The 23,590-nt window shown below is 70.9% G+C and carries 18 protein-coding genes; 10 read left to right on the top strand and 8 right to left on the bottom strand.

The window, feature by feature from the left end; translation table 11 throughout:
- Nucleotides 1-249: 249 nt before the first annotated feature.
- Nucleotides 250-594: a hypothetical protein gene (locus MYF83_RS04025; RefSeq protein WP_248958784.1), complete on the bottom strand. Its 345-nt coding sequence runs from the start codon at nucleotides 592-594 to the stop codon at nucleotides 250-252.
- A gap of 483 nt (nucleotides 595-1,077) precedes the next feature.
- Here MYF83_RS04025 and MYF83_RS04020 point away from each other — a divergent pair, with 483 nt between their 5' ends.
- The 3 genes from MYF83_RS04020 (at nucleotide 1,078) to MYF83_RS04010 (ending at nucleotide 6,242) form a co-directional block, all read left to right on the top strand.
- The gene (locus MYF83_RS04020) at nucleotides 1,078-3,177 is read left to right on the top strand and encodes a SpoIIE family protein phosphatase (RefSeq protein WP_248958783.1); all 2,100 of its coding nucleotides are present in this window, start codon (nucleotides 1,078-1,080) and stop codon (nucleotides 3,175-3,177) included.
- Between the two features lie 237 nt (nucleotides 3,178-3,414).
- A complete protein-coding gene (locus MYF83_RS04015) occupies nucleotides 3,415-5,127 on the top strand; it encodes an RNA polymerase sigma factor (protein ID WP_248958782.1) in 1,713 nt (570 codons plus the stop codon).
- Nucleotides 5,128-5,267: 140 nt separating this feature from the next.
- Nucleotides 5,268-6,242, top strand: a complete 975-nt coding sequence (locus tag MYF83_RS04010; RefSeq protein ID WP_248958781.1) for a hypothetical protein — start codon at nucleotides 5,268-5,270, stop codon at nucleotides 6,240-6,242.
- On the opposite strand, the gene yaaA is transcribed toward MYF83_RS04010, so the two are convergent.
- The gene (gene yaaA / locus MYF83_RS04005) at nucleotides 6,229-6,993 is read right to left on the bottom strand and encodes a peroxide stress protein YaaA (protein WP_248958780.1); all 765 of its coding nucleotides are present in this window, start codon (nucleotides 6,991-6,993) and stop codon (nucleotides 6,229-6,231) included. The genes MYF83_RS04010 and yaaA overlap by 14 nt on opposite strands.
- Before the next feature lie 101 nt (nucleotides 6,994-7,094).
- Between yaaA and MYF83_RS04000 the strand changes: the two genes are divergently transcribed.
- Complete coding sequence (locus MYF83_RS04000; RefSeq protein WP_248958779.1) at nucleotides 7,095-7,808, top strand: GNAT family N-acetyltransferase; 714 nt, start codon at nucleotides 7,095-7,097, stop codon at nucleotides 7,806-7,808.
- A 150-nt stretch (nucleotides 7,809-7,958) separates the two neighbouring features.
- Here the strand turns inward: MYF83_RS04000 and MYF83_RS03995 are convergent, their stop codons facing one another.
- The gene (locus MYF83_RS03995; RefSeq protein ID WP_248958778.1) at nucleotides 7,959-8,186 is read right to left on the bottom strand and encodes a DUF7455 domain-containing protein; all 228 of its coding nucleotides are present in this window, start codon (nucleotides 8,184-8,186) and stop codon (nucleotides 7,959-7,961) included.
- 244 nt (nucleotides 8,187-8,430) lie between these two features.
- Between MYF83_RS03995 and MYF83_RS03990 the strand changes: the two genes are divergently transcribed.
- Nucleotides 8,431-10,503, top strand: a complete 2,073-nt coding sequence (locus MYF83_RS03990) for a DNA gyrase/topoisomerase IV subunit B (protein ID WP_248958777.1) — start codon at nucleotides 8,431-8,433, stop codon at nucleotides 10,501-10,503.
- Between the two features lie 106 nt (nucleotides 10,504-10,609).
- Here MYF83_RS03990 and MYF83_RS03985 read toward each other — a convergent pair whose 3' ends face one another.
- The gene (locus MYF83_RS03985; protein WP_248958776.1) at nucleotides 10,610-11,110 is read right to left on the bottom strand and encodes a beta-class carbonic anhydrase; all 501 of its coding nucleotides are present in this window, start codon (nucleotides 11,108-11,110) and stop codon (nucleotides 10,610-10,612) included.
- A gap of 141 nt (nucleotides 11,111-11,251) precedes the next feature.
- On the opposite strand from MYF83_RS03985, the gene MYF83_RS03980 reads away from it, so the two are divergent.
- Nucleotides 11,252-11,590, top strand: coding sequence for a hypothetical protein (locus MYF83_RS03980; RefSeq protein ID WP_248958775.1), 339 nt, complete (start codon nucleotides 11,252-11,254; stop codon nucleotides 11,588-11,590).
- Nucleotides 11,591-11,625: 35 nt separating this feature from the next.
- Here the strand turns inward: MYF83_RS03980 and MYF83_RS03975 are convergent, their stop codons facing one another.
- The gene (locus MYF83_RS03975; RefSeq protein ID WP_248958774.1) at nucleotides 11,626-12,183 is read right to left on the bottom strand and encodes a thioredoxin family protein; all 558 of its coding nucleotides are present in this window, start codon (nucleotides 12,181-12,183) and stop codon (nucleotides 11,626-11,628) included.
- Between the two features lie 173 nt (nucleotides 12,184-12,356).
- On the opposite strand from MYF83_RS03975, the gene MYF83_RS03970 reads away from it, so the two are divergent.
- Nucleotides 12,357-12,731 carry a VOC family protein gene (locus tag MYF83_RS03970; RefSeq protein ID WP_248958773.1) on the top strand — a complete coding sequence of 125 codons (375 nt, stop codon included), beginning with the start codon at nucleotides 12,357-12,359 and terminating at the stop codon, nucleotides 12,729-12,731.
- Between the two features lie 14 nt (nucleotides 12,732-12,745).
- Here MYF83_RS03970 and MYF83_RS03965 read toward each other — a convergent pair whose 3' ends face one another.
- Nucleotides 12,746-13,711, bottom strand: coding sequence for an ArsR/SmtB family transcription factor (locus MYF83_RS03965; protein WP_248958772.1), 966 nt, complete (start codon nucleotides 13,709-13,711; stop codon nucleotides 12,746-12,748).
- Nucleotides 13,712-13,974: 263 nt separating this feature from the next.
- Here MYF83_RS03965 and MYF83_RS03960 point away from each other — a divergent pair, with 263 nt between their 5' ends.
- The gene (locus tag MYF83_RS03960) at nucleotides 13,975-14,358 is read left to right on the top strand and encodes an alpha-amylase inhibitor (RefSeq protein WP_248958771.1); all 384 of its coding nucleotides are present in this window, start codon (nucleotides 13,975-13,977) and stop codon (nucleotides 14,356-14,358) included.
- 62 nt (nucleotides 14,359-14,420) lie between these two features.
- Here MYF83_RS03960 and MYF83_RS03955 read toward each other — a convergent pair whose 3' ends face one another.
- Nucleotides 14,421-16,934 (bottom strand): DNA gyrase/topoisomerase IV subunit A, encoded by a 2,514-nt coding sequence (locus tag MYF83_RS03955; protein WP_248958770.1) that lies wholly within the window; start codon nucleotides 16,932-16,934, stop codon nucleotides 14,421-14,423.
- A 218-nt stretch (nucleotides 16,935-17,152) separates the two neighbouring features.
- On the opposite strand from MYF83_RS03955, the gene MYF83_RS03950 reads away from it, so the two are divergent.
- Entirely contained in the window at nucleotides 17,153-19,378 is a 2,226-nt protein-coding gene (locus MYF83_RS03950) for a RecQ family ATP-dependent DNA helicase (protein WP_248958769.1), read from the top strand.
- 179 nt (nucleotides 19,379-19,557) lie between these two features.
- Here the strand turns inward: MYF83_RS03950 and MYF83_RS03945 are convergent, their stop codons facing one another.
- Nucleotides 19,558-20,451: a carbohydrate kinase family protein gene (locus MYF83_RS03945; protein ID WP_248958768.1), complete on the bottom strand. Its 894-nt coding sequence runs from the start codon at nucleotides 20,449-20,451 to the stop codon at nucleotides 19,558-19,560.
- A gap of 153 nt (nucleotides 20,452-20,604) precedes the next feature.
- On the opposite strand from MYF83_RS03945, the gene MYF83_RS03940 reads away from it, so the two are divergent.
- Complete coding sequence (locus tag MYF83_RS03940; RefSeq protein WP_248958767.1) at nucleotides 20,605-23,337, top strand: bifunctional acetate--CoA ligase family protein/GNAT family N-acetyltransferase; 2,733 nt, start codon at nucleotides 20,605-20,607, stop codon at nucleotides 23,335-23,337.
- Nucleotides 23,338-23,590: the final 253 nt, after the last annotated feature.

Here is a 23,590-nt window from a genome sequence, read left to right as displayed (position 1 = left end):
GCGGCTGGGTCCCCCTGGGGTCTCGTCGTCGTCGGCGGCTCACGCCCCTAACCTTCTCGCATTCCGCGCCCGAACGGTGCACGGAACGCCGCCCGGTGACCCCGCTGTTACCGGGAAGACCCGACTGTTACCTGGCGGAGCCTTACGAGTGTCACCGGCAGGGCCCATGTCTGTCACCTCTGAGCGGATCGACGTTCGTCACCTCCGAGTGTGATCGACGTTCGCCGTCTCCGCGCGGAGACGCGCTCGTCATCTCTGGGCGGCCCGGTGTGTCTCGCTCCTGCGCGGGCCCGCCTGCGCGCGGTCCACGAGGGGCGCGGAGCTGGACAGCGCTAGAAGGTGCTCGCGGGCGATGCGCTCGACGACGGCCGTGGTGAGCTCGAGGCCCAGGTGGGCGGCGCACGCCCGGACGTCCTCCACGCACCGGTCCACGATCTCGACGGGCACGCCGAGGAACTCGTCGCGTAGGCGGGCGCTGGCGAGCCTTCCGCTCCCGGACGCCCGCGACCGGGCCTCGTGCGATCCGGTCGCTCCTGGGGCGGTCGTGGCCCGGCCGGCGGTCCCCTCGGTGAAACGCGGTGCTAGAGCATGCATGGGCGGTTTCGCATCCTCCGGTGAGCCGGGGGACATCCATCCCCCGGACCAGTGCTCTGAGGGAGCGTGCGTTCCCATTCCATCCTGTATCCCGGAGGTGTCAACCCCTTGCGCCGTAAGGGTTGGGCACATCCGGCACCCCAGGGCCGCTCCTGTGGGAAGCTGTTCCCGAGCGCGTCCGGCTCACGGACGGGCCGTGCCGTCGCGGCGCCGAGCGCCGCCGTTCGCGTCCGAGTGGTGGAGGGGTGAGGTTGGCCGAGGTGGCGCAGACCGAGCAGGCCACGGAGCGAGTGGTGAGAAAGTCGGCCGATCTTGCTGCACACCGCGGCGCCTTTTTGACAGGATGCGTTGACCGCATCGCGGCCGGGGCTTCCGTTCGCGCGTGCCCATCGCCGATGATGTAGTGCAGATTTCCGCGCTACCAATCACAGTTATGGAGATGTGCCTCGTGGGAGACCCTGGCACGCGACGGAGGTGCCGACCATGAGCGCCGAAACCTCCGTGCCCCGTCCCCGGGAGTCGGGTGTGGACATCTCAGACCCCGCCCTGTTCCAGGGCCTGCTCGCGGAGGCTCCGTTCGCCTTCGCGTTCTTCGACACGGTCGGCAGGTTCCAGCGGGTCAACCAGAGCTTCGCCGACGTCAGCGGGGTGGCCGCCGACGAGCATGTGGGTCATACGGCGTCCGAGATCCTCTCCGCCGACCTTTCGGCCCTCATCGACGCCGCCCTGCGCAGGGTCGTCGAAGAGCATCGCGCCGTCGTCAACGGTGATCAGCGCTACCGCAGCATGTCCGCGACGGGCGAGCTGCGCCACTGGAGCCTGTCGTTCTACCCGATCCACGGCGACAAGGGGGCGGTCGCGGGGGTCGCGCTGTTCGGCGTGGACGTCACCGAGCGCCAGCTCGCCGAGGAGGAGCTGCGCCGCAGCGAGGAGCGCTACCGCTCGCTCGTCGAGTCCCAGCAGCAGCTGGTGTGGATCACCTCTCCCACGGGCGCCGTGATCGACGACGCCCCGCAGTGGCGGGCCATCACCGGCCAGAGCCTCGAAGAATACCTGGCGTACGGCTGGCTGGAGGCCGTCCACCCCGACGACCGCTCGGCCGCCGAGGAGGCCTGGCGGGACGCGCTGCGCGGCCGCACGCTGTTCGAGTGGAGCTACCGCGTCCGCACCCGCGCGAGCGGTTACCGCCACTTCGAGGTGCGGGCGGTCCCGATCATCCGGCACGGCCGGGTCGTCGAGTGGGTCGGCGCCAACAGCGACGTCACGCCGCAGCGCGAGGCCGAGGAGATGCGGGGACGCCTCACCGACCAGCTCGGCGCCGCCGCGCTGCGCACCGCGCGGCTCCAGGGCGCCACCGCACAGCTCGCGGAGGCCCTCACGGTCGAGCAGGTCGTCCAGGTCATCATCGACGTCGGACGCACGGCCCTGGCCGCCGACAGGTCCGCCGTGGCGCTGCTCGACACCGACCGGGCCGCGCTGAAGCTCACCAACAGCGGCGGCCTCCCCGACGTGCCGGGAGCCTCCAGCGAGGAGATCCCGCTCTCGCAGTCGAGCCTGATGACCATGGCCGTCAACAGCCGCAGGCCCGTGTTCGCCGAGTCGCCCGAGAGCCTGAGGGCCCAGCTGGTGGAGGCCGGGGCCGAGGAGTCGATGATCGCGGGGTTCCTGGCCCACAGCGACGAGCGGGCGTGGGTCGGCCTTCCGCTGCTGGCCGCCGGGCGGGCGCTCGGCGCGCTCCGGTTCGCCTTCACCCGCCCGCAGAAGATCTCGCAGGAGGACGGCGTCTTCCTGGAGGCCCTGGCGGGGCAGTGCGCGCTCGCCGTGGAGCGGGCCACGCTGTTCGAGCGCGAGCACCGCACGGCCGAGACGCTCCAGCGCAGCCTGCTGCCCGACCGTCTGCCGGTGATCCCCGGCCTGGTGCTGGCCCAGCGCTTCCGCTCGGGCAGCCGGCACGTCCAGGTCGGCGGCGACTGGTACGACGCCTTCGTCCTGCAGGACGCGCGGGTCGCGGCCGTCGTCGGTGACGTCATGGGCAAGGGCGTCAAGGCGGCCGCGGGCATGGGCCGCATTCGCAACGCCATGCGTGCCCTGGCGCTCACCAACCCGCCGCCCGCGGCCGTGCTCACCGGCCTGGACCGGGTCTTCGACGCCACCGAGGAGGAAGAGCAGGTCACCACCCTGGCGTACATGGTCGTCGAGCCCGGCACCGGCGAGGGCACCCTCGCGCTGGCCGGTCACCCGCCGCCCCTGCTGGTGTCTCCGCAGGGCACCGCTGTCCTGTCCGAGGGCGAGCCCGGCACGCCGCTCGGCTGGCCGACGATCCGCAAGCAGTTCCGGTTCTGCGTCCCGCCGGGTCACACCGCGGTGCTCTACTCGGACGGGCTCGTGGAGAACCGCAAGCGCGGCCTCGACACGGGACTCGCGGAACTTTGTTCTGTAGTTGGCGAAGCGCCCCCCGAAGTACTAGGAAATCCGCATATGTTGCTTGACTTCCTGGTGGATCGCATGCTGGCGGGGTATGAGCAGGACGATGACGTCACGGTGCTCGCCGTCCACGTGCCGGCCGCCACAAAGAGTGACTGAATGAAACAGTCATAAGGGTTGCTTTCGGGTATCGGTGACCCGCTTCCGTACGCACTACTGTTCCGGTCGGCCTAGGGTGGAGGGCAACCGCTGTGAGGCGGCCGTATGGACTGCGGGGTCATGCCACAATGCTGCACAGGCACGTCGCGGTTCGCACGGCCCACCACCGAAAAGAAGCAAGCGCCCCTAGCGGGCACCTGGGTCCATTCTCACCATGCGTTCGTTCGAGAGGTGTTCGTGTCGCCTGCAAGTTCGACTCGCTCGAAGCCGTCTGAGCTGAACGAGCCCGTCATTCAGCGGCTCATCGAGCGTGGGCGCTCGCAGGGTTTCCTCGAGTCTGAGGATGTCCGCAAGGCCTTCGAGGAGGCGGACATCCCGATGTCGCACGCCGCGGGGTTCCTGCGGAACCTCAGCAAAGAGGGTGTGACCGTCGTGGTGACCGCTGCGGACTCGGCGGCGCCTAAGAAGTCTCGTGGCCCGGCCAAGCGTCGCACCGCCGCCCCCGTCAAGAAGACCAAGACCGCCACCGCGGCGGCCAAGGAGCAGCCCGATACCGTCACGGCCGTGGTGAGCGGTGCCGGGGGCGAGGCCTCGGTGACCGGCGAGAAGCCGGCCGCCAAGAAGCCCGTGGCCAAGAAGGCCGCGCCGGCGAAGAAGGCCGCCCCAGCCCCTGACGCTCCTGCCAAGGTCGCCACCCCTGCAGCCCTCGCCAAGAAGGCCAAGCCGGAGGTCGCCGTGCCCGCGTCGCCATCGCCAAAGATCGAAACCAAGCCCAAGGTCGCCTCCGAGGACGACGAGGACCTCGACATCGAGGCCGACATCGAGCTCGAGGACTTCGACATCGACGTCGAGGTGGAGGCCGAGGCCGACACCGACACGGAGGCCGAGGCTGAGCCCGAGGTCGAGCCCGAGGTGGAGGCCGAAGTCGAGGTCGAAGAGGAGCCCAAGGCCGGCGTCGAGGTCCAGAGCGACGACGAGGTGCTGATCCTCTCCGATGACGACGACGACGCGCCCGTCGCGCAGGTCGCCGCCGCCGGAGCCACCGCCGACCCGGTGAAGGACTACCTCAAGCAGATCGGCAAGGTCCCGCTGCTCAACGCCGAGCAGGAGGTCGAGCTGGCCAAGCGCATCGAGGCCGGCCTCTTCGCCGAGGAGCAGCTGGCGAACGACGGCGAGCGCCTGCCCGTCGACGTCCGCGCCGAGCTGGAGTGGATCGCCGAGGACGGCCGCCGCGCCAAGAACCACCTGCTGGAGGCCAACCTCCGTCTGGTGGTCTCCTTGGCCAAGCGTTACACCGGCCGCGGCATGCTCTTCCTGGACCTGATCCAGGAGGGCAACCTGGGCCTGATCCGCGCCGTGGAGAAGTTCGACTACACCAAGGGTTACAAGTTCTCCACCTACGCCACATGGTGGATCCGCCAGGCGATCACCCGCGCCATGGCCGATCAGGCGCGCACCATCCGCATCCCGGTCCACATGGTCGAGGTGATCAACAAGCTCGCCCGGGTCCAGCGGCAGATGCTGCAGGATCTCGGCCGTGAGCCGACCCCCGAGGAGCTGGCCCGCGAGCTGGACATGACGCCCGAGAAGGTCGTCGAGGTCCAGAAGTACGGGCGCGAGCCGATCTCCCTGCACACCCCCCTCGGCGAGGAGGGCGACAGCGAGTTCGGTGACCTCATCGAGGACTCCGAGGCCATCGTCCCGGCGGACGCGGTCAGCTTCACCCTGCTCCAGGAGCAGCTCCACTCCGTGCTGGACACGCTGTCCGAGCGCGAGGCGGGCGTGGTGTCCATGCGGTTCGGCCTCACCGACGGCCAGCCGAAGACGCTCGACGAGATCGGCAAGGTCTACGGGGTGACGCGCGAGCGCATCCGCCAGATCGAGTCCAAGACCATGTCGAAGCTCCGCCACCCGTCGCGCTCGCAGGTCCTGCGCGACTACCTGGACTGACGACGGCACGGCCCCCGCCCGCGAGGGTGGGGGCCGTTTCTCGTCGTCACAGGTTCCACGGGCGGCACGACTCTCCGGTTAACACATCCGTTACGCGGCGGTAGTCGTGGAAGTCTTGACGGCTTCTAGGCTCACCCGCCATGGGTGTGATCGAAGTGGATCGGGCGCGTGCTCGGGGGCCACGACTGATCGCAAGCCGTCCCTGGGCGGACACCGTGCTCGACGAGGCGGTGGCCGCGCTCGGACGTGGATATCTCGAACCGGCCCTTCCCGCGCTCGTCGCGACCCGGGCCGATCCCGAGGTGCGCGCGCTGCGCGTCGAGGCGCTGGCCAAGGCCGCCGTGGGTCTCACCGGCGGCATCACGGCCCTCCTGGAGCGAGATCGGGTCAATCCCGACCTGTGGCTGTGGCTGGGGCGCACGCGCGTCGAGGAGGCCTGGGAGATCAAGCCCGACGTGCGGGCGCGAGCCGTCCAGGCCGATCGGATGCGCATGTTCCACCGGGCGATGGAGTCGGCGCGGGCTCCGTTGCTCGCGGCGGCCCAGCTTCTGCCCGCCGATCCCGCGCCCTGGGTCTCCCTGCTCTGGGTGACGCTGGGCCTGGAGCGGCCGAGGGAGGAGAAGGACTCCCTCTGGGGCGAGGCGTGGAGCCGCCACCCCACGCTGTACGCCACCAGCGTCGCCCGGCTCGTCACGCTGTCGCCCGGGTGGGGCGGCACGAGCCAGGAGATGTTCGACTTCGCCCGGGCCGCCGGTGCCACCGCCCCCGACGGAGATCCATTGTCGGCCCTGCTGCCGCTCGCCTACTTCGAGCACGTCGCGGGGGAGCGGCCGGGGCGGTCGCGCTCCTGGGTGTCCTACGACGTTCAGCGGGAGATCAGCTCGGCGGCCGGCCGCTGGCACCAGAGCCGGGGCGCGCGGCCGCATCCCCGGGCCGTGGAGGCGCACAACGCCTTCGGCGCCGCCTTCTATCTGGCGGACATGCGAAGGCCCGCCAGAGGCCACCTGTCGCGCACGGGAGGCAGGTTCAGCGTCATGCCGTGGTCGCATCTGGGCGATCCGGCGAAGGAGTTCCACAAGGCGTGTTCACGGCTGAATGTGATCACGAACGGATAACGACGTCCAGAGTCCACGGCCTGCCCTTCGGGGGCGCGGCGCCGAGCTCGATGACATGGCCGAGGCCGGCCAGCAGCTCCGCCAGTTCCTGGGGAGTGCGCGGGTCGGACCCGGACTCGGCCAGGGAGCGCGCGACGGCGCCGCGTGTCGCCTTGGCCATGTGGCTGACGACCGACCGCGCGCCATCGGCGTCCCTCAGCACGCGGACCGTGACCGCCCGGGAGCCGGGCTGCCACGCCTGCGCGTAGGTCGAGGACCGCAGATCGACGATCAGCCCCCTTCCGCCGTCGAGGACCTCACCCAGGCAAGGGCGCCAGTAAGCCGCCAGGCCGCCCAGAGACGGCAGCCGCACGCCCATGGAGAGGCGATAGGGCGGCACGCGGTCCGAGAGCCTCAGCGCGCCCCACAGCCCCGAGAACACGATCATCTGCCTCCGCGCCCGGCGGCGGGCCGCGGCGTCCAGGGAGGCGAGCCCGAGGGTGTCGTACAGCACGCCGGTGTAGAGCCGCTCCACGGGCAGGGCGGGGGCGGTGCGCAACTCCCGGTCGCGGGCCAGCTCGCCGGCCTGGCCCGGTGACAGGCAGAGCACGGACAGGGCCTCTTCCTCGGGCCCCTGGACCAGGGCGGCGAGGGCGTCCAGGACCTTCTCACGCGGCGAGGTGAGCTCGGGAAAGGACAGGGCGTCGAGCTCCAGAGGGCGCCCTCGACCGCGGGCGGCCTTTCCCTCGGACGGCGGCAGCAGGATGAGCACGACCCCCGATCCTAGCCTCTCGCAGGTCAGCCAGGGTGAACGGGCGGCTGATCGCGGTCTGGGACCGTCGGCTAAAGTCTGCGCCGGTGAGCGGAGAAATCGTGGACTTCGAGACCCTTGTCCATCACGCCTGGCCGGCGCCGCACCAGGAGGCGCTCGGGGGCTGGACCCTGCGCTACGCGGACGGGGTGACCAAACGCGCCAATTCCATCCTTCCCTGGGGTGAACCGGAAGACCTGGACAAGGCGATCGACGCGGCCGAGAGGTTCTACGCCGACCGCGGGGTGCCGTGCGTCTTCTCGGTCGGCCTGCGCGCACCGTCCGGCCTCGACGGCTTCCTGGCCGGGCGCGGATATCGCCTGGTCGACGACACGATGTTCATGGCCGCCGCGCTGGACGGGCCGGCGTCCCCGGTGGCGCACCGCGTGACCATCGCGGAGGAGCCCTCCGAGGACTGGCTGGCCACCTGGTGGGCCGTGGACGGGCGGTTCGGCCAAGGGCTGGCCACCGCCGAGCGCATCGTCCGCGGGGTGCCCGCCGGCTATGCCGCCGTCGAAGAGGAGGGCAGGCCCGTCGCGGTGGGACGTTCGGTGCTCCAGGGCGGCATGCTCGGGATCTACTGCATGGCCACGGTGCCGGAGGCCCGGCGGCGCGGGCTGGGGCGCAGCGTCCTGCGGGCCCTGCTGGCCGGCGGCCGGGCGCGGGGGGCGACCGGCGCGTACCTGTCCGTCCTGGCGCGCAACTCCGCCGCCATCTCGATGTACTCCGCCGAGGGCTTCACCGCCTCCGGCCGCTATCACTACCGCGTGAGGTGACCGCGGGTGGCCGCCCGGCGCCACCCCTGACAAAGCGAAGCGGCGAGTCCCATGGCGGTGTCCGGGGGGACGCCGCCTGAGATCGCCGCGTTCGCTACTGACTCTATGAGGTTGTGCTCGGTTATCTGGGTCAGAGCGACGGGCGCATGCTCATCGCTCGGTGGTGTTGGATGTAGGGGTTTCGCTCAGGCGCGCCGACTCGTCCTGGATGTCGGCGCCCTTGTCGCGCAGAGCCGCAACGTGCCGACGCCCGTGATGGGCGCAGAACAGTAGCTCCCCGCCCACGGGGAGGGATGCGCGGATGTACGCCTGGGCGCCGCACCGGTCGCAACGGTCCACGGCGGTAAGCGGCTTGGTGGGGGCGAGAGCTCCAGTCACGTATCGCCTTTCGGGTCACCCCACTGACGTGGGGATTTGGCGTCAGTCACTTGGCTCAACATCTAACCCGACGCAGACGTTCCCAATCGCGTTACGGATACGCCCAGAGCAGAATGTGTCGTTAAGTGACGTGAATCGACCACTGGATGACGCAGGTACCCCTGTTGATGGCACGCTTAGGCGCGCCAGAACATCAAGAAACGGTAGGCTACGCACACATGTTCGATGCTCGGTGGGAGTGGGAGTGACCGCAGTCAGCACGGAGACGGGCTACACGGCCCGTCATCTGTCGGTGCTGGAGGGCCTGGAGGCCGTCCGTAAGCGCCCCGGAATGTACATCGGGTCCACTGACAGCCGCGGTCTCATGCACTGCCTCTGGGAGATCGTGGACAACGCCGTCGATGAGGCTCTGGCCGGCTTCTGCAAGCGCATCGAGGTCGAGCTGTTCCCCGACGGGTCCATCGAGGTCCGCGACGACGGCCGCGGCATCCCCGTCGACGTCGAGCCCAAGAGCGGCCTCGCGGGCGTCGAGCTCGTCTACACCAAGCTTCACGCCGGCGGCAAGTTCGGCGGCGGCTCCTACGGGGCCTCCGGCGGCCTGCACGGCGTCGGCGCCTCCGTGGTGAACGCCCTGTCGGCCCGCCTCGACGTCGAGGTCGACCGCGGCGGGCGGGTCCACGAGATCAGCTTCCGGCGCGGCGTCCCCGGCGTCTTCGACGGCGAGGGGCCGGGCGCCAAGTTCAAGAAGAAGTCCGGCCTGCGCGACGGCGGCGCCCTCGGGCGGAAGGCCACCGGCACGCGGGTGCGCTGGTGGGTCGACAAGCAGATCTTCCTGCCCGAGGCCGAGGTCTCGCTCGACGAGATCCACGTCCGCGCCCGGCAGACCGCCTTCCTGGTCCCCGGGCTCACGATCTCGGTCCGCGACAGCCGGGACGAGGAGCCCGCGGAGGAGGAGTTCCGCTTCGACGGCGGCATCTCCGAGTTCACCGAGTTCCTGGCCCGCGACGAGGCCGTCTGCGACGTCATGCGGCTGCAGGGCGTCGGCCACTTCCACGAGACCGTGCCCGTGCTCGACGAGCAGGGCCACATGACCTCCACCGACGTCGAGCGCGAGCTCACCGTGGACGTCGCGGTCCGCTGGGGCAAGGGCTACGAGACGACCGTGCGTTCCTTCGTGAACGTCATCGCCACGCCCAAGGGCGGCACCCACGTCAGCGGCTTCGAGCGCGCCCTGCACCGCACGATCAACGAGCAGCTCAGGGAGACCCGCCTGCTCAAGAACGGCGACGACCCGGTGACCAAGGAGGACATCCTCGAGGGCCTCACCGCCGTCGTCACCGTGCGGGTGCCCGAGCCGCAGTTCGAGGGGCAGACCAAGGAGGTCCTCGGCACCTCCGCCGCGAGCCGCATCGTCTCCCACGTGGTCACGCGCGAGCTGAAGGAGCTGTTCGCCAGCACCAAGCGCGCCCACAAGCTCCAGCTCCGCGCCGCCCTTGAGAAGATCGTCGCGGCGGCCAAGGCCCGCATCGCGGCTCGCGAGCACCGCGACAACCAGCGCCGCAAGAGCGCCCTGGAGAACTCCGCGCTGCCCGCCAAGCTGGTCGACTGCCGCAGCGACGACGTCGACCGCAGCGAGCTGTTCATCGTCGAGGGCGACTCGGCCCTCGGCACGGCCCGCGCGGCTCGTGACTCGGAGTTCCAGGCCCTGCTGCCGATCCGCGGCAAGATCCTGAACGTGCAGAAGGCCTCGGTCGCCGACATGCTCAAGAACGCCGAGTGCGCCGCGATCATCCAGGTGATCGGCGCCGGTTCGGGCCGGGGCTTCGACATCGACGCCGCGCGTTACGGCAAGGTCATCTTGATGGCCGACGCCGACGTCGACGGCGCGCACATCCGCTGCCTGCTGCTGACGCTGTTCCACCGCTACATGAAGCCGATGGTCGAGGCGGGGCGCGTGTTCGCGGCCGTGCCTCCCTTGCACCGCATCGAGGTCATCAACCCGGGCAAGGGCAAGGAGAAGTACATCTACACCTACTCCGACGCCGAGCTGCACCGGGTCCTGCGCGACCTGGAGCGCCGGGGGAAGCGCTGGAAGGACCCGATCCAGCGCTACAAGGGTCTCGGTGAGATGGACGCCGATCAGCTCGCGGAGACGACCATGGAGCCGCGCCACCGCACGCTGCGCCGGGTCCGCATCGAGGACGTCGAAGAGGCCGAGCAGATCTTCGCGCTCCTCATGGGCAGCGACGTGGCCCCGCGCCGCGAGTTCATCGTCGGCAGCGCCGCCGAGGTCGACCGCGACCACATCGACGCCTGATCCCGCCGGCGGCCCCGCCGCACCCACGGGCCGGAACCGACCGGCTGGGCGGGAGACCGGAAAGGCCGGGAGCAGGAAGCCCCGGCCCTCCGGGTCGTAGGAGACGTCAGAGCTCGACGGGCATCAGCTTGCCGGTGTGCACGTCGTAGACCGCCCCGCCTACCGCGAGACGTTCCGGCAGGTAGGGGTAGGTGCGGATGCGGATCATGTCGCGCCGGAGCGCGGCGTCTTGGTCGGGGACGGTGTGGAACTCCAGGCTGCGCGTGTCCACGCCGTACTGGCGGCTGATCAGCTCGTGGACGTCCTCGTCGGTTGATTTGGCCATTCGGCAGTCGGTGTGCGGCATCACCAGGACGCGGTCGACGTCGAGAAGGTACACCGCGAGGACGAGCGTCCGCAGGACGTCGTCGGTCACGCGCGCACCCGCGTTACGCAGGATCTTGGCGTCGCCGGCCTTGAGGCCTAGGAGGTTGAGGGGGTCGATCCGCGAGTCCATGCACGTGACCACGGCGAGGCCGCGCCTCGCGCGGCCGCTGAGGCTGGAGTGCTGGAAGGATCGGGCGAAGTCCTCGTTGGCGGTCAGCAGATCGTCGAAGGCTTCCGTCATGATGCCAATATTCCCGGATGCCGGTTTCGCGAATACCCCGGGGGGTGTCCTCGAAGAGGCTTCGCAAAGATCCCACGATCACGCGTCACTTTAGGTGATGATGTTTCCACTCTAAGTGAAAGATCGTGGAGAGGCTTCGTGGTGGGGACGACCGATTCGCTCGCCGGCTATCTACGCGCGCGGGCCAGGTGGAGGCTCGACCGGGTCCAGCGCCGAGACGGCGGCTGGAACGCGCGCTGCGCGCTCGCGCTCCTGGACGCCGCCGCCTACGTGGCGACCCTCCCGGACGACGACCCGCTGATCATCGCCCTGGAGGAGGCCGGCTGCTTCGGGCCCTACGGGTACGGCGACTTCGAGCCGGGGAAGGGCGTCGCCAAGCTCATCGACTTCTGGCATGACGGCGAGCCCTGGGAGTTGCTGACCGCCATTCCGTCGGCCGCGCGAGGCGACACGGTGCCCTCCGCGGGCCACACTCGCTGACCCCTCCCGCCCTGTCCTGTGCCCGTGGAGCGGGTCTAGTCGGTGCCCGGCTTCCATTTGATGCCGCACCCCAGGCTGGGGTTCTGCGGTCCCGGCACCGGCCGCCCGGTGAGCACGGCGTCGATCGCGCGGCGCAGCGAGGAGCCGGTCACCGGCACCTGATTCGACGGGCGGGCGTCGTCGAACTCGCCTCGGTAGGCCAGGCGCCGGTCGGCGTCGTAGAGGAAGAAGTCGGGCGTGCAGGCCGCGTTGTAGGCGCGGGCCACGTCCTGCGACTCGTCGATGAGGTAGGGGAACTCGAAGCCCGCGCGCTCGGCCTGGCGGGCCAGGTGGGCGGCGCCGTCATCGGGGTAGTTCACGACGTCGTTGCTGCAGATGGCGACGGTGGCCATCCGGTCGCTGTGGTCGGCGGCCAGCGCGCCGATGCCCTGCTCGATGCGGCGCACATACGGGCAGTGGTTGGACAGGAAGATCACCAGGGTCGCCGGCGTGCTCTCGAGGTCGGCGAGCGACACACGGCGCCCGTCGACGGACGGGAGATCGAAGTCGGGAGCGAGGGTGCCGAGCGGCACCATGAACGAGGTGACGGCCATGGTGCCATTGTCCCCCGGGGAGCCGGCCGGTTTGGAGCGCCCCGCTCGGGTAGGCGGCGGAGAGGCCGTGCTTCACGGAGCCGGCCGGTTCGTACACGGCGGATTCCGGGCCGGCGGCACCACTGTAAGGTTCTCGGTGGTGTTGCCGCACGGATGTGAGCAGAGGAGTGACAATGGGCGAGATCGCGCGGATGCGGGCCGTCGTGCTCGACTGTCCCGACCCCAAGGCCCTGGCCGGGTTCTACTCTTCCATCGTCGGCTGGGAGGTCCTCTACGAGGACGACGGCTGGGTGAGCATCGGCGACGGCGGCCCGATGCGGCTGTCTTTCCAGCAGGCGGACGACTACCAGCCGCCCGAGTGGCCCACCTCCGAGCGTCCGCAGCAGTTCCACCTCGACCTGACGGTGGACGACCGCGCCAAGGCCGAGGCCCAGGTGCTGGCGCTGGGCGCCGTCAAGCACCCCTACCAGCCGGGCGAGAAGGAGGGCGGCTTCACCGTCTTCCTCGACCCGGCGGGCCACCCCTTCTGCCTCTGCGACGCCGACTAGAGCAGCCCGCTAGATCAGGCGATAAGACCAGACCGGCGGCCGTTGAGGAGCGCGACGCCAAGGTCGGTGATGGTGTGCAGCACGGCTTGGCCGAGAGGATGGCTGTTCACCAGGCCGGCCTCGCGCAGCGTGGTGAGTTGCCGGCTGGCGGTGGAGCGCGGGATGTTCAGCCGCCGGGCGAGTTCGGTGGTGGTGCAATCGCCCTGCCCGAGGGTTTCCAGGACGTGGGCTCGGGTGGTGCCGAGCAGGCTCCTCAGCGTCGGATATCGGTCAGGAGCCGGGCCGTGTGCCCAGGCGAGGTCGTGTTCTATCGGGTAGACCAGGATCGGGGGCAGGCCGGGGTCGCGCAACGTGATGGGGGTCTGCCGGCAGAAGAACGACGGCTGCAGCACCAGGCCCCGGCCGCGCAGGTGGATGTCATGCTCGGCCGGATAGGACAGCTCGAGCGTGGGGAAGCTCCACCTGGCCGACGGGTGCAGTGCGGAGAGCACCGCCTGCCAGCCGCCCTTGGACAGCAGGCGGGCGCGGCGCGTGCGCTCCTGATCGACCTGCGCATGGATGTGCGACCAGTGCGGAGAAAGGCAGGCGTGGAAGTAGGCGTCGACTGCGGTGACGACGGCGCCCAGCGCCTCTGGGCGGCCCACCGCCAGTTGCCCGGCCCACTGGGGTAGCCGCTTGCCCGGGTGCCGCCAGGCCAGTTCGGTCATATCCATGCGCAATCGCTCGCCTGTGGTACGGCGCAGGGCCTCGATGCCCGCCGCCACCGAGCCCGACTCCGCCCGCGGAGTGAGGAAGTCGGCGGCGTAGCCTCGCGCCGGGGCCAGCGTGGTCAGCAACCGCGTGCCCGCTGGTATCCGCGCCAGCGCGGTCTTCTTCCATTCGCTGAAGACCACCGTCTGCTCCCGGCGTCGCAGCCGGTACAGGCTGAGCATCGTCTCCCACATCGCATCCGGCTCCGACGCGATCCATGTTCGCGCCAAGTCCTCACCCGTGAAATGAATTCTCAGCGCCATGGACGCCCCTTCATCGAAACGATGACTGCATGCCTGTACGACCTCAACCAGGGAGTTTGCGCTCAGACGGATGGGTTTACAACTCTGCCCATGACTTCTGTCAGGCTCTTTCGGTGAGAGAAGCCATGACGGATTCAGAAGGTCTTCCGTGCGTTTTGCGAGACGGCTTTCAGGGCCCGCTTACGCTTCCCCGGTCGTCGTTGGGCTCAGAAGAGAGAAAGGGTGTGCTGATGCGCATACCTCACCACGCTTCCGTTGCGGCGCTCGCTCCCGTCGCGGCGGCCATCACCGCCCTGTCACTGATGCAGGCACCCGCCTGCGCAGCCGTGACGAGCACGGACAACGCGGCGCAGGTGCCCGCGACCTCGCTGATCTCAGCCGGGTCGGCAGCGAGGCCCCTGGGAAACGCTCCGCGCTGCGTCGCGGTCTGGCAGAAGACGGGCAGTATCCACAAGACGGGCTATGCCCGGAACGATTGCGGTTACCGCATGAACCTCAAGATCGTCTGGGCGTTCGGGAAGGACGGCTCCTGCCGCACCGTGGCGCCAGGGCAGACCATCAAGCATCAGGTCCCCAGGGGACCTCGCAATTTTGACGGTGCGAGTAAATGCTGACCTGACCCGCTGGGCGGTGATTCACCTGAGGTGGCTGGAAGGACGCTCTCGGCCACCCCAGATCAGGCCTCCCCGGCCTCATCGTCGGTGGCCGGGGGGTCGCCGGCGGGCTCCGAGGAATCACCGGCGCTGCCGAGTGCCCCGCCCACCGCGGCGACGGGAGCGTCCAGACGGACGCCCGAGCCGTCGCGGCGGCCGAGTTCGGCGGGCAATTCGACGGGCTTGCCGGTCGAGGACACGGCCTTGATCGGGGCCGGGCCCGCCCAGGCGAGGATCAGCAGGTCCTCACCCTTGAGGAAGCGCTGCGCCCGCACGCCGCCCGTCGCCCGGCCCTTGGGCGGGTACTCGGCGTAGTCGGACACCTTGGCGCCGCCCGCCTCGGTGCCCGGTAGCGCGGTGGCCGACCCGGCGATGGTCACGACCCGCGCCTCGCAGGCCGGGTCGACGGCGCCGAACCAGATCACCTTCGCGCCGCCGTCGAGCCGGATGCCCGACATGCCGCCGGCCGGGCGCCCCTGCGGCCGTACGGACGAGGCGGAGTAGCGCAGGAGTTGCGCGTCGGAGGCGATGAACACCAGGTCATGGTCCTCCGACGACAGCTCCACGGCGCCGACCACGCTGTCGCCGGGCTTGAGGCCGATGACCTCGAAGTCGTTGCGGTTCGCCGGGTACTCGGGCACGACCCGCTTCACCATGCCCTGAGCGGTGCCGAGGGCGAGCCCCGGCCCTTCGGGGTCGAGGGAGCCGAGGCCGACGACGGACTCCCCGGCGTTCAGCGTGACGTACTCGCTGACCGGGTGACCTCCCGACAGGGACGGCGGGCTGGCCGAGGGCGGCAACGTCGGCAGGTCGACGACCGAGACCCTGATCAGGCGGCCGGCGGAGGTCACCACCCCGACCTCGCCCCGTACGGTCGACCGTACGACCGAGACCAGCACGTCGTGGGCCGAGCGCTCGTCGCCCGCCCCCAGCGGCGAGGCGTCGCCCGTGCGGGCCAGCAGGCCGGTCGAGGAGAGCAGCACCAGGCAGGGGTCGTCGGCGACCTCCAGCGGGATCGCCCCCGGAGTCGTGACCACGCCGCCCTCCAGCAGGACGGTGCGGCGCGGCGTGCCGTAGGTCTTGGAGACCTCGGCGAGCTCGGCGGAGACGACCCGGCGCAGCCGGTCCTCCGATGCCAGGATCGCGCTCAGCTCGGCGATCTCGTCCTGCAGGGTCTGCCGCTCGCGGTCGAGCTCCAGCTTGTCGTACCTGGTCAGGCGGCGCAGCGGCGTGTCCAGGATGTAGTTGGCCTGGATCTCCGACAGCTCGAAGATCTGCATGAGCCGCGTGCGGGCCTCGGCGGAGTCCTCCGAGGAGCGGATGACCTGGATGACCTCGTCGATGTTGAGCAGGGCGACGATGAGGCCGTCGACCAGGTGCAGGCGGTCTTCGCGCTTGCGCCGCCGGTAGGTGGAGCGGCGGCGCACCACCTCGATGCGGTGGTCGACGTAGACCTGGAGGAGCTCCTTCAGCCCGAGAGTGCGGGGCTGACCGTCGACCAGCGCCACGTTGTTGATGCCGAAGGTCTCCTCCATCGGCGTCAGGCGATAGAGCTCGGCGAGCACGGCCTCCGGGACGAAGCCGTTCTTGATCTCGATGACCAGGCGCAGGCCCTTGTGCCGGTCGGTGAGATCCTTCAGGTCGGAGATGCCGGAGAGCCTCTTCGAGGTCACCAGCTCCTTGATCTTGGTGATGACCCGCTCGGGGCCGACGTTGAAGGGCAGCTCGGTGACGATGATGCCCTTGCGCCGGGGGGTGACCTGCTCGATGGTCGCCTTGGCGCGCATGCGGAAGGTGCCGCGGCCGGTCTCGTAGGCGTCCCTGACCCCGGACAGGCCGATGATCGAACCGCCGGTCGGCAGGTCGGGGCCCGGCACGAACCGCATCAGCTCGTCGAGAGAGGCGTTCGGGTTCTTGATCAGATGACGGGCGGCGGCGATGACCTCGACCAGGTTGTGCGGCGCCATGTTGGTCGCCATGCCGACCGCGATGCCCGCGGCGCCGTTCACCAGCAGGTTGGGGAACGCGCTCGGCAGGACGGTCGGCTCGGTCTCCTGCCCGTCGTAGTTGGGCTTGAAGTCGACGGTCTCCTCGTCGATCGACTGCACCATGAGCATGGCCGCCGGAGCCAGGCGCGCCTCGGTGTAGCGCATCGCCGCCGGCAGGTCGTCGGGCGACCCGAAGTTGCCGTGACCGTCGACCAGCGGCAGCCGCATCGAGAACGGCTGCGCCATGCGCACGAGCGCGTCGTAGATCGCGGTGTCGCCGTGTGGGTGGAGCTTGCCCATCACGTCGCCGACGACGCGTGAGGACTTCACGTGCCCCCGGTCGGGCCGCAGGCCCATCTCGCTCATCGAGTAGAGGATGCGGCGCTGGACCGGCTTCAGTCCGTCGCGCGCGTCAGGGAGGGCGCGCTGGTAGATCACGGAGTAGGCGTACTCCAGGAAGCTGGTGCGCATCTCGGTCGAAACGTCGACGTCGACGATCCGCTCCTCGAAGTCCTCGTCTTGCGGGGGTGTGGTAGTCCGTCGGGCCATATCGAACATTGTGCCGAAGGTGAGAGGTGCTCCGCGACTCGAAGGGCTTTTGCCCCGCATGCGGCGGGCATCTCGCCTTCGGCCGCGCAGGGGCGAGGGGCCTACGGCTGCGCCGGAAGGGCGCTTCGCGGGATCCCGGAGCTGTGGACGGTCGCTCGTCGTCCACAGCATGGCCGCTGACGGCCGAAAACGTCACCGGGACCTGGTACCAAGGATGCATGGTTGACGAGAGCGGTCTGCGGGCCGAAGCCGAGGGCAAATTGCGAGCCCTGGCGGGTGAGCAAGCCAGGCTCCGGGACGACCAGTGGTCCGCCATCCGGGCGCTGGTCGTCGACCGGCGGCGCGCGCTGGTCGTCCAGCGCACCGGCTGGGGCAAGTCGGCGGTCTACTTCATCGCCACCGCCCTGCTGCGCGCGCGGGGCGCGGGCCCCACCGTCATCGTCTCGCCGCTGCTGGCACTCATGCGCAACCAGATCGCCGCGGCCGAGCGCGCGGGCGTCCACGCCGCCACGATCAACTCCGCCAACGTCGACGAGTGGGACCTCATCCACACCGAGGTCGAGCACGGCGAGGTCGACGTGCTGCTGGTCAGCCCCGAGCGGCTCAACAACCCCGACTTCCGCGACCTGGTCCTGCCGAAGCTCGCGGCCGGCGCGGGCCTCGTCGTCGTGGACGAGGCCCACTGCATCTCCGACTGGGGGCACGACTTCCGCCCCGACTACCGGCGGCTGCGCACCCTGCTGGCCGACCTGCCGCCGGGCGTGCCCGTGCTCGCCACCACGGCCACCGCCAACGCCAGGGTCACCCGCGACATCGCCGAGCAACTGGGGGCCGGAGCCCCCGGCGCCGTCGAGCACGCCGGTGCCGGCGACATCGCGTCCTCCGCCCTGGAAGGGGGCGGGCCTGGCGACGCCGCGCCCTCCTCTCCGCAGGGAGCAGCCGTTGCCGGTGAGACGGCGTCGTCCGCCGCCGAGGGGGCCGGGGCCACGCTGGTGCTGCGTGGCCCGCTCGAGAGGGACAGCCTTCACCTCGGCGTCGTCCGGCTGGGGACGGCCGAGCAGCGGCTCGGCTGGCTCGCCCAGACGCTGCGCGAGCTGCCGGGCTCCGGCATCATCTACACGCTCACCGTCGCCGCCACCCAGGAGATCGCCGCCTACCTTCGTGACCAGGGGCACGAGGTCGCCGCGTACTCCGGGCAGACCGACCCCGCCGACCGGCTCGCCGCCGAGCAGGCCCTCCTCGCCAACCGGCTGAAAGCCCTCGTCGCCACGTCGGCCCTCGGCATGGGGTTCGACAAGCCCGACCTCGGCTTCGTCATCCACGTCGGAGCCCCCGCGTCGCCGGTGGCGTACTACCAGCAGGTCGGCCGGGCGGGCCGTGGAGTCGAGCGTGCGGAGGTGATCCTGCTCCCCGGGCCGGAAGATCGCGATATCTGGGCCTATTTCGCCTCGCTCGCGTTCCCGCCCGAGCCGATCGTGCGCGCCACGCTCGACACCCTGGCCGAGGAGGGCACGATGTCCACGGCGGCGCTGGAGACGCGGGTCGATCTGAGCCGCAACCGGCTCGAGACGATGCTCAAGGTCCTCGACGTGGACGGTGCCGCCAAGCGGGTCAAGGGCGGCTGGCAGGCCACCGGGCGGCCATGGGCGTACGACACCGAGAGGTACGCGCGGGTCGCCGCTGAGCGCGCGGCCGAGCAGCGGGCCATGCTCGGCTACATCGCCACCACCGAATGCCGTGAGGAGTTCCTCAGGCGGCACCTCGACGACGACACCGCCCGTCCCTGCGGGCGCTGCGACAACTGCACGGGGGCGCACCGCTCCGTGGAGATCGCGGCCGGCGCCGTCCAGAGCGCCCGGGAACGGCTCCATCGGCCCGGAGTCGACGTCGAGCCTCGGCGGCAGTGGCCCACGGGCCTTAAGGAGCTGGGCCTGTCCGGCCGCATCCGCCCCGAGGTGGCGGCGGAGCCGGGGCGTGCCCTCGGCCGGCTCACCGACATCGGCTGGGGGAACACCCTGCGGCGGCTGCTGGCCGAGGATGCCCCCGACGGTCCGGTGCCCGACGAGGTGTTCGACGCGGTGGTCAAGGTGCTGAGCTCATGGCGCTGGGCCGAGCGTCCGGTGTCGGTGGTCACAATGCCCTCCGCGACCCGGCCGGTGCTGATCTCGACGCTGGGGGAGCGGCTGGCCGCCATCGGCAGGCTGGCCCATCTCGGTTCCCTGGGCTACCTGCACGGCCCTCCCGGCCGCCAGTACAACAGCGCCCAGCGGGTGCGCGCCCTGCGGGCCACCCTGGCGCCGCCCGCCGCCGACGTCTCCGCGGGGCCGGTGCTGCTGGTGGACGACCGCATCGACACCGGCTGGACCATGACCATGGCCGCGTCCCTGCTCCGCCAGGCCGGCGCCCCCGCCGTCCTCCCCCTAGCCCTCGCCACCACGAACTGACGACCCGCCGCCCCCTGAGCACATGCAGAGCCCCGGGGCCAGATGACGAGGTGCTGGCTGTCGCGCGCACATTGGTGGTCGGCCCCGGCCGGCATCCGTATACGGGCAGGGCTGGAGGTCCCGATGAACGTCCGGGCGGCGCGGCTAGAGGCTCCGTGGCGCGTGTATGTGCGGCGGGGTCAGAGGCGGGGGCGGGCGCCCAGGTTGCTGATGGCCTTGGCGGCCAGGGCGTTGCCCGCGGCGAGCGCGTCGGCCGGCTGCTTGCCCTCCAGCCACGGCTGCAGGAAGCCCGCCGTGAAGGCGTCACCCGCGCCGGTGCCGTCGACGCTCCGCTCGATGTGGTCGGCCGGGGCGCGGACGGGCTCGGGCCGGTTGTTGGTGTACCACAGGGCCCCTTCGGCGCCCAGCTTGATCACGACCTGCGGGAACCAGGCCGTGAGCACCTTGGCGGCGGAGGCCGGGTCGTCACGCCCGGTGAGCACCTTGGCCTGCGCGTCGTTGGCGAACAGCAGCTTGGCGCTGCCGGTCCACTCGAGGAACGGCTCGGCGCCGGTGCGCTCCAGCGGCGCCGCCGAGGCGCAGTCGACCGAGATGGACATGCCGGCGCGGCGCGCGTGATCGATCGCGGCCAGCCCGGCGTCACGCGAGCCCTCGTTGAGCAGGGTGTATCCGGAGACGTGCAGGTGCCCGCCCTGGGAGAACAGGTCGCGCGGCAGGTCTTCGGGGGAGAGGGCGGCGTTGGCTCCCGGGTCGGAGAGCAGAGTGCGCTCGCCCTTGTGGGTCACCAGGACCACACAGGTGCCCGTAGGTCGCTCGGGATCCATGACCAGGCGGGCGTCCACGCCGTATCCCATGAGCTCCATGTCACGGTTACGACCTGTGATGTCGGCGCCTCGGCGGCCGACGAAGGCCACCTCCGCACCCTCGACGGCAAGCCAGGAAGCGATGTTCGCCCCGGAGCCGCCACCATGCATGGTGACGACGGCCGGAGTGTCGCTCGCCCTGGCGAGAGGGTAGCGGGCGCGTGCGACCGCATCGGTCATCAGATCGCCCACCACGACAACCCGCGTCATGATGTCACCACCTTGCTGGCACTACAGGAGGCTGCTGACAGAAAACCTAACAGCTTCAAGCCGGGGCGTGGGGCATAGAGCGGACACCCGTGCACAGTCGATGCACAAGCGTTGCCCAACGAATCAGACAGAAAGCCGCTTACCCTCATCAATGTGGAACTTCACTACCCCGCCCATTGGGAGGCCGACGTCGTCCTCGCCGACGGGGGCACCGCGCACCTGCGCCCCATCCGGCCGGAGGACGCCGACATCCTCCGCGGCTTCTACTCCCGGCTGTCCGACCAGTCGATCTACTTCCGCTTCTTCGGCCCGCGTCCCCGACTGTCGGACCGCGAGGTGGCCCGGTTCACCACGGTCGACTACGTGAACCGGGTGGCGCTGATCGCGACGCTCGGCACCGAGATGCTGGCGGTCGTCCGCTTCGACCGCCTGGAGCAGCAGGACAGCGCCGAGGTGGCGTTTCTCGTCGAGGACGCGCACCAGGGCCGGGGTGTGGCATCGGTGCTCATGGAGCATCTGCGCGCGGCGGCGCGGGAACGCGGGATCAAGCGCTTCATCGCCGACGTGCTGCCGTCCAACACCCGCATGATGGCGTTCTTCCGCAACGCCGGGTACACCGCGCAGAGCCAGTTCGAGGACGGCGTCGTACGGATGACCTTGGACCTCGCGACCACCGAGACCTCGCGCGAGGTCACGATGGCGCGCGAGCACCGGGCCGAGGCGCGTTCGATCGAAAGGCTCCTCACCCCGGCCTCGGTGGTCGTGGTCGGCGCGGGACGCGAGGCGGGCGGCATCGGCCAGACCGTGCTGCGCAACCTCCTCGGAGCCGACTTCAACGGGCCGGTGTACCCGGTCCACCGCGAGGTGCGCGCGGTCGCCGGCGTCCGCGCGTACAAGAGCGTCTCGGCCATCGACGGGGACGTGGACCTGGCCGTGGTCGCCGTGCCGGCCGACGCCGTGCTCGACGTGGTCAAGGAGTGCGCGGAGAAGGGTGTCAAGGGCCTGGTGGTCGTCTCGTCCGGTTTCGGGGAGACCGGGCTCGAAGGGCGGGCCCGCCAGGACGAACTGGTGCGCATCGCCCGCGCGTACGGGCTGCGGGTGGTCGGGCCCAACTGCCTCGGCATCGCCAACACCGACCCGGCGGTCCGCCTGAACGCCACCCTGGCCGCCCGGCTGCCCGGACGGGGACGGGTGGGGTTCTTCAGCCAGTCCGGCGCGCTCGGCACCGCGCTGCTCCAGCGGGTCGCACAGCGGGGCATGGGCATCTCGACGTTCGTGTCCGCCGGCAACCGGGCCGACGTGTCCGGCAACGACCTCCTGCAGTACTGGGAGGAGGACCCGGCGACCGACGTGATCCTGCTCTATCTCGAGTCGCTCGGAAACCCGCGCAAGTTCGCCCGGCTGGCCCGGCGCACCTCCCGCAAGAAGCCCATCGTCGTCGTCAAGAGCGGCGGCGCCACCCAGGGGGTGCCCGTCGGGCACGCCGCACCGGTGCTCGGACTGCCGGACACCGCGCTCACCGCGCTGTTCGAGCAGGCCGGGGTGATCCGTGTGGACGACCTCGCCCAGCTCTTCGACGTGGCCCAGCTGCTGGCCTACCAGCCGCTCCCCGCCGGGCCGAGGGTCGGCGTCGTCAGCAACTCCGACGCCATGGCGCTGCTCGCGGTGGACGCCTGCGTGGCGGCGGGGCTGGAGCCGTGCCCGCCCGCCAACCTCGGCGCCCGCGCCGGAGCCCGGGAGTACCGCGAGGCGCTGGCGGCCATGGACTGCGAGGTGGACGCCGTCGTCGCGATCTACATGCCGCCGGTGCCGGGCAACGCCGCCGAGGTCGCGGCCGAGCTCGTGCGGGTGGCGCGGGAGACCGGCAAGCCCGTCCTCGCCACCTTCGAGGGACACCTCGGCATGCCGCCGGAGCTGCGCGTCCCCGGCCAGGGCGGCGATCCCGGCAAGGGGGCGATCCCCTCCTACGCGGCCGCGGAGGAGGCCGTACGGGCCCTCGCCCACGTGGTACGGCACGCTCGCTGGCGCCGGACCCCGCACGGCACGCCGCCGGAGATCGAGGGTGTGGACACCACGGCGGCGAGGGCCGTCGTGGAAAGGATGCTCGCGTCCGCGGAGGCGGGGCGGCACCCGGTGGAGCCGGTGGAACCGGGTCCCGCGGAGACCGGCTCGGCCGCCGGAGAGGAGCGGGACACCTGGGAGGTGCCGCCGTCTGGCGGGGAGATCGAGGTGGACGCCACCGAACTGCTCGCGTGTTACGGGCTCGAGGTGTGGGCGTCGGAGCCGGTGGCCTCGCCTGACGAGGCCGTCGCCGCCGCCGAGAAGCTCGGCCGGCCCGCGGTCGTGCGGGCGGCCGACCCTGAGGTGTCCCACCGGGCGGGCACGGTGCGGCTCGGCCTGTCCGACCCCGACGGCGTGCGCCGCGCCTACGAGGACCTGGCGGCGCGGCTCGGACCGGAGGTGACGCTGTCGGTGCAGCGGATGGCTCCGCAGCCGGCGGTGCCGACGGTGGTCCGGTTCGTGGACGACCCCGACTTCGGCGCCGTGGTGTCGTTCGGGCTCGGGGAGATCACCGCCCGGCTGCTCGGCGACGAGGCCTTCCGCCTCGCGCCGCTGACCGCCGAGGATGCCGCCGCGCTGGTGCGCTCCGTCCGTACCGCGCCCCTGCTGTTCGGCGAGTACGGGTACCCGCCCGTGGCGGTGGAGGCGCTGGAGGATCTGCTCATCCGGGTGGGACGGCTGGCCGACGAGCTTTCCGGGGTGGCGCGGCTGGACCTCGACCCGATCCTGGTCGGAGAGTCCGGGGTCAGCGTCCTCGGGGCGAGGGCCCTGATCCGCGACACCGTCGGCCCCCGCCCCGACAGAGGCCCGAGGCGCCTGCGCTGAGGGCCCGCCCCCTTGCCGGGAGCCCGCCCCCTTGCCGGGAGCCCGCCCCCTTGCCGGGAGCCCGCCCCCTTGCCGGGAGGCCGGGCGGCGGAGTCCCGAGGTGCTTCAGGCGGACATCTCATCCCTGGACGATCAGGAGCGTGCTCGCCAGAAGCGTAAAAACACCTGGGGTGGGTGCGACCGCAGGCATCCCGAGTGGTCCCAGGGACGGATCGTCCGGCGTGCCGCGCCCTTCGTCCCCTCCCTCCCGCGC

The sequence above is a fragment of the Sphaerisporangium perillae genome (assembly GCF_023276435.1).
GTDB lineage: Bacteria > Actinomycetota > Actinomycetes > Streptosporangiales > Streptosporangiaceae > Sphaerisporangium > Sphaerisporangium perillae.
The sequence above is the reverse complement of the archived record's forward strand: the minus strand, read 5'-3'. Positions and strand labels throughout refer to the sequence as shown.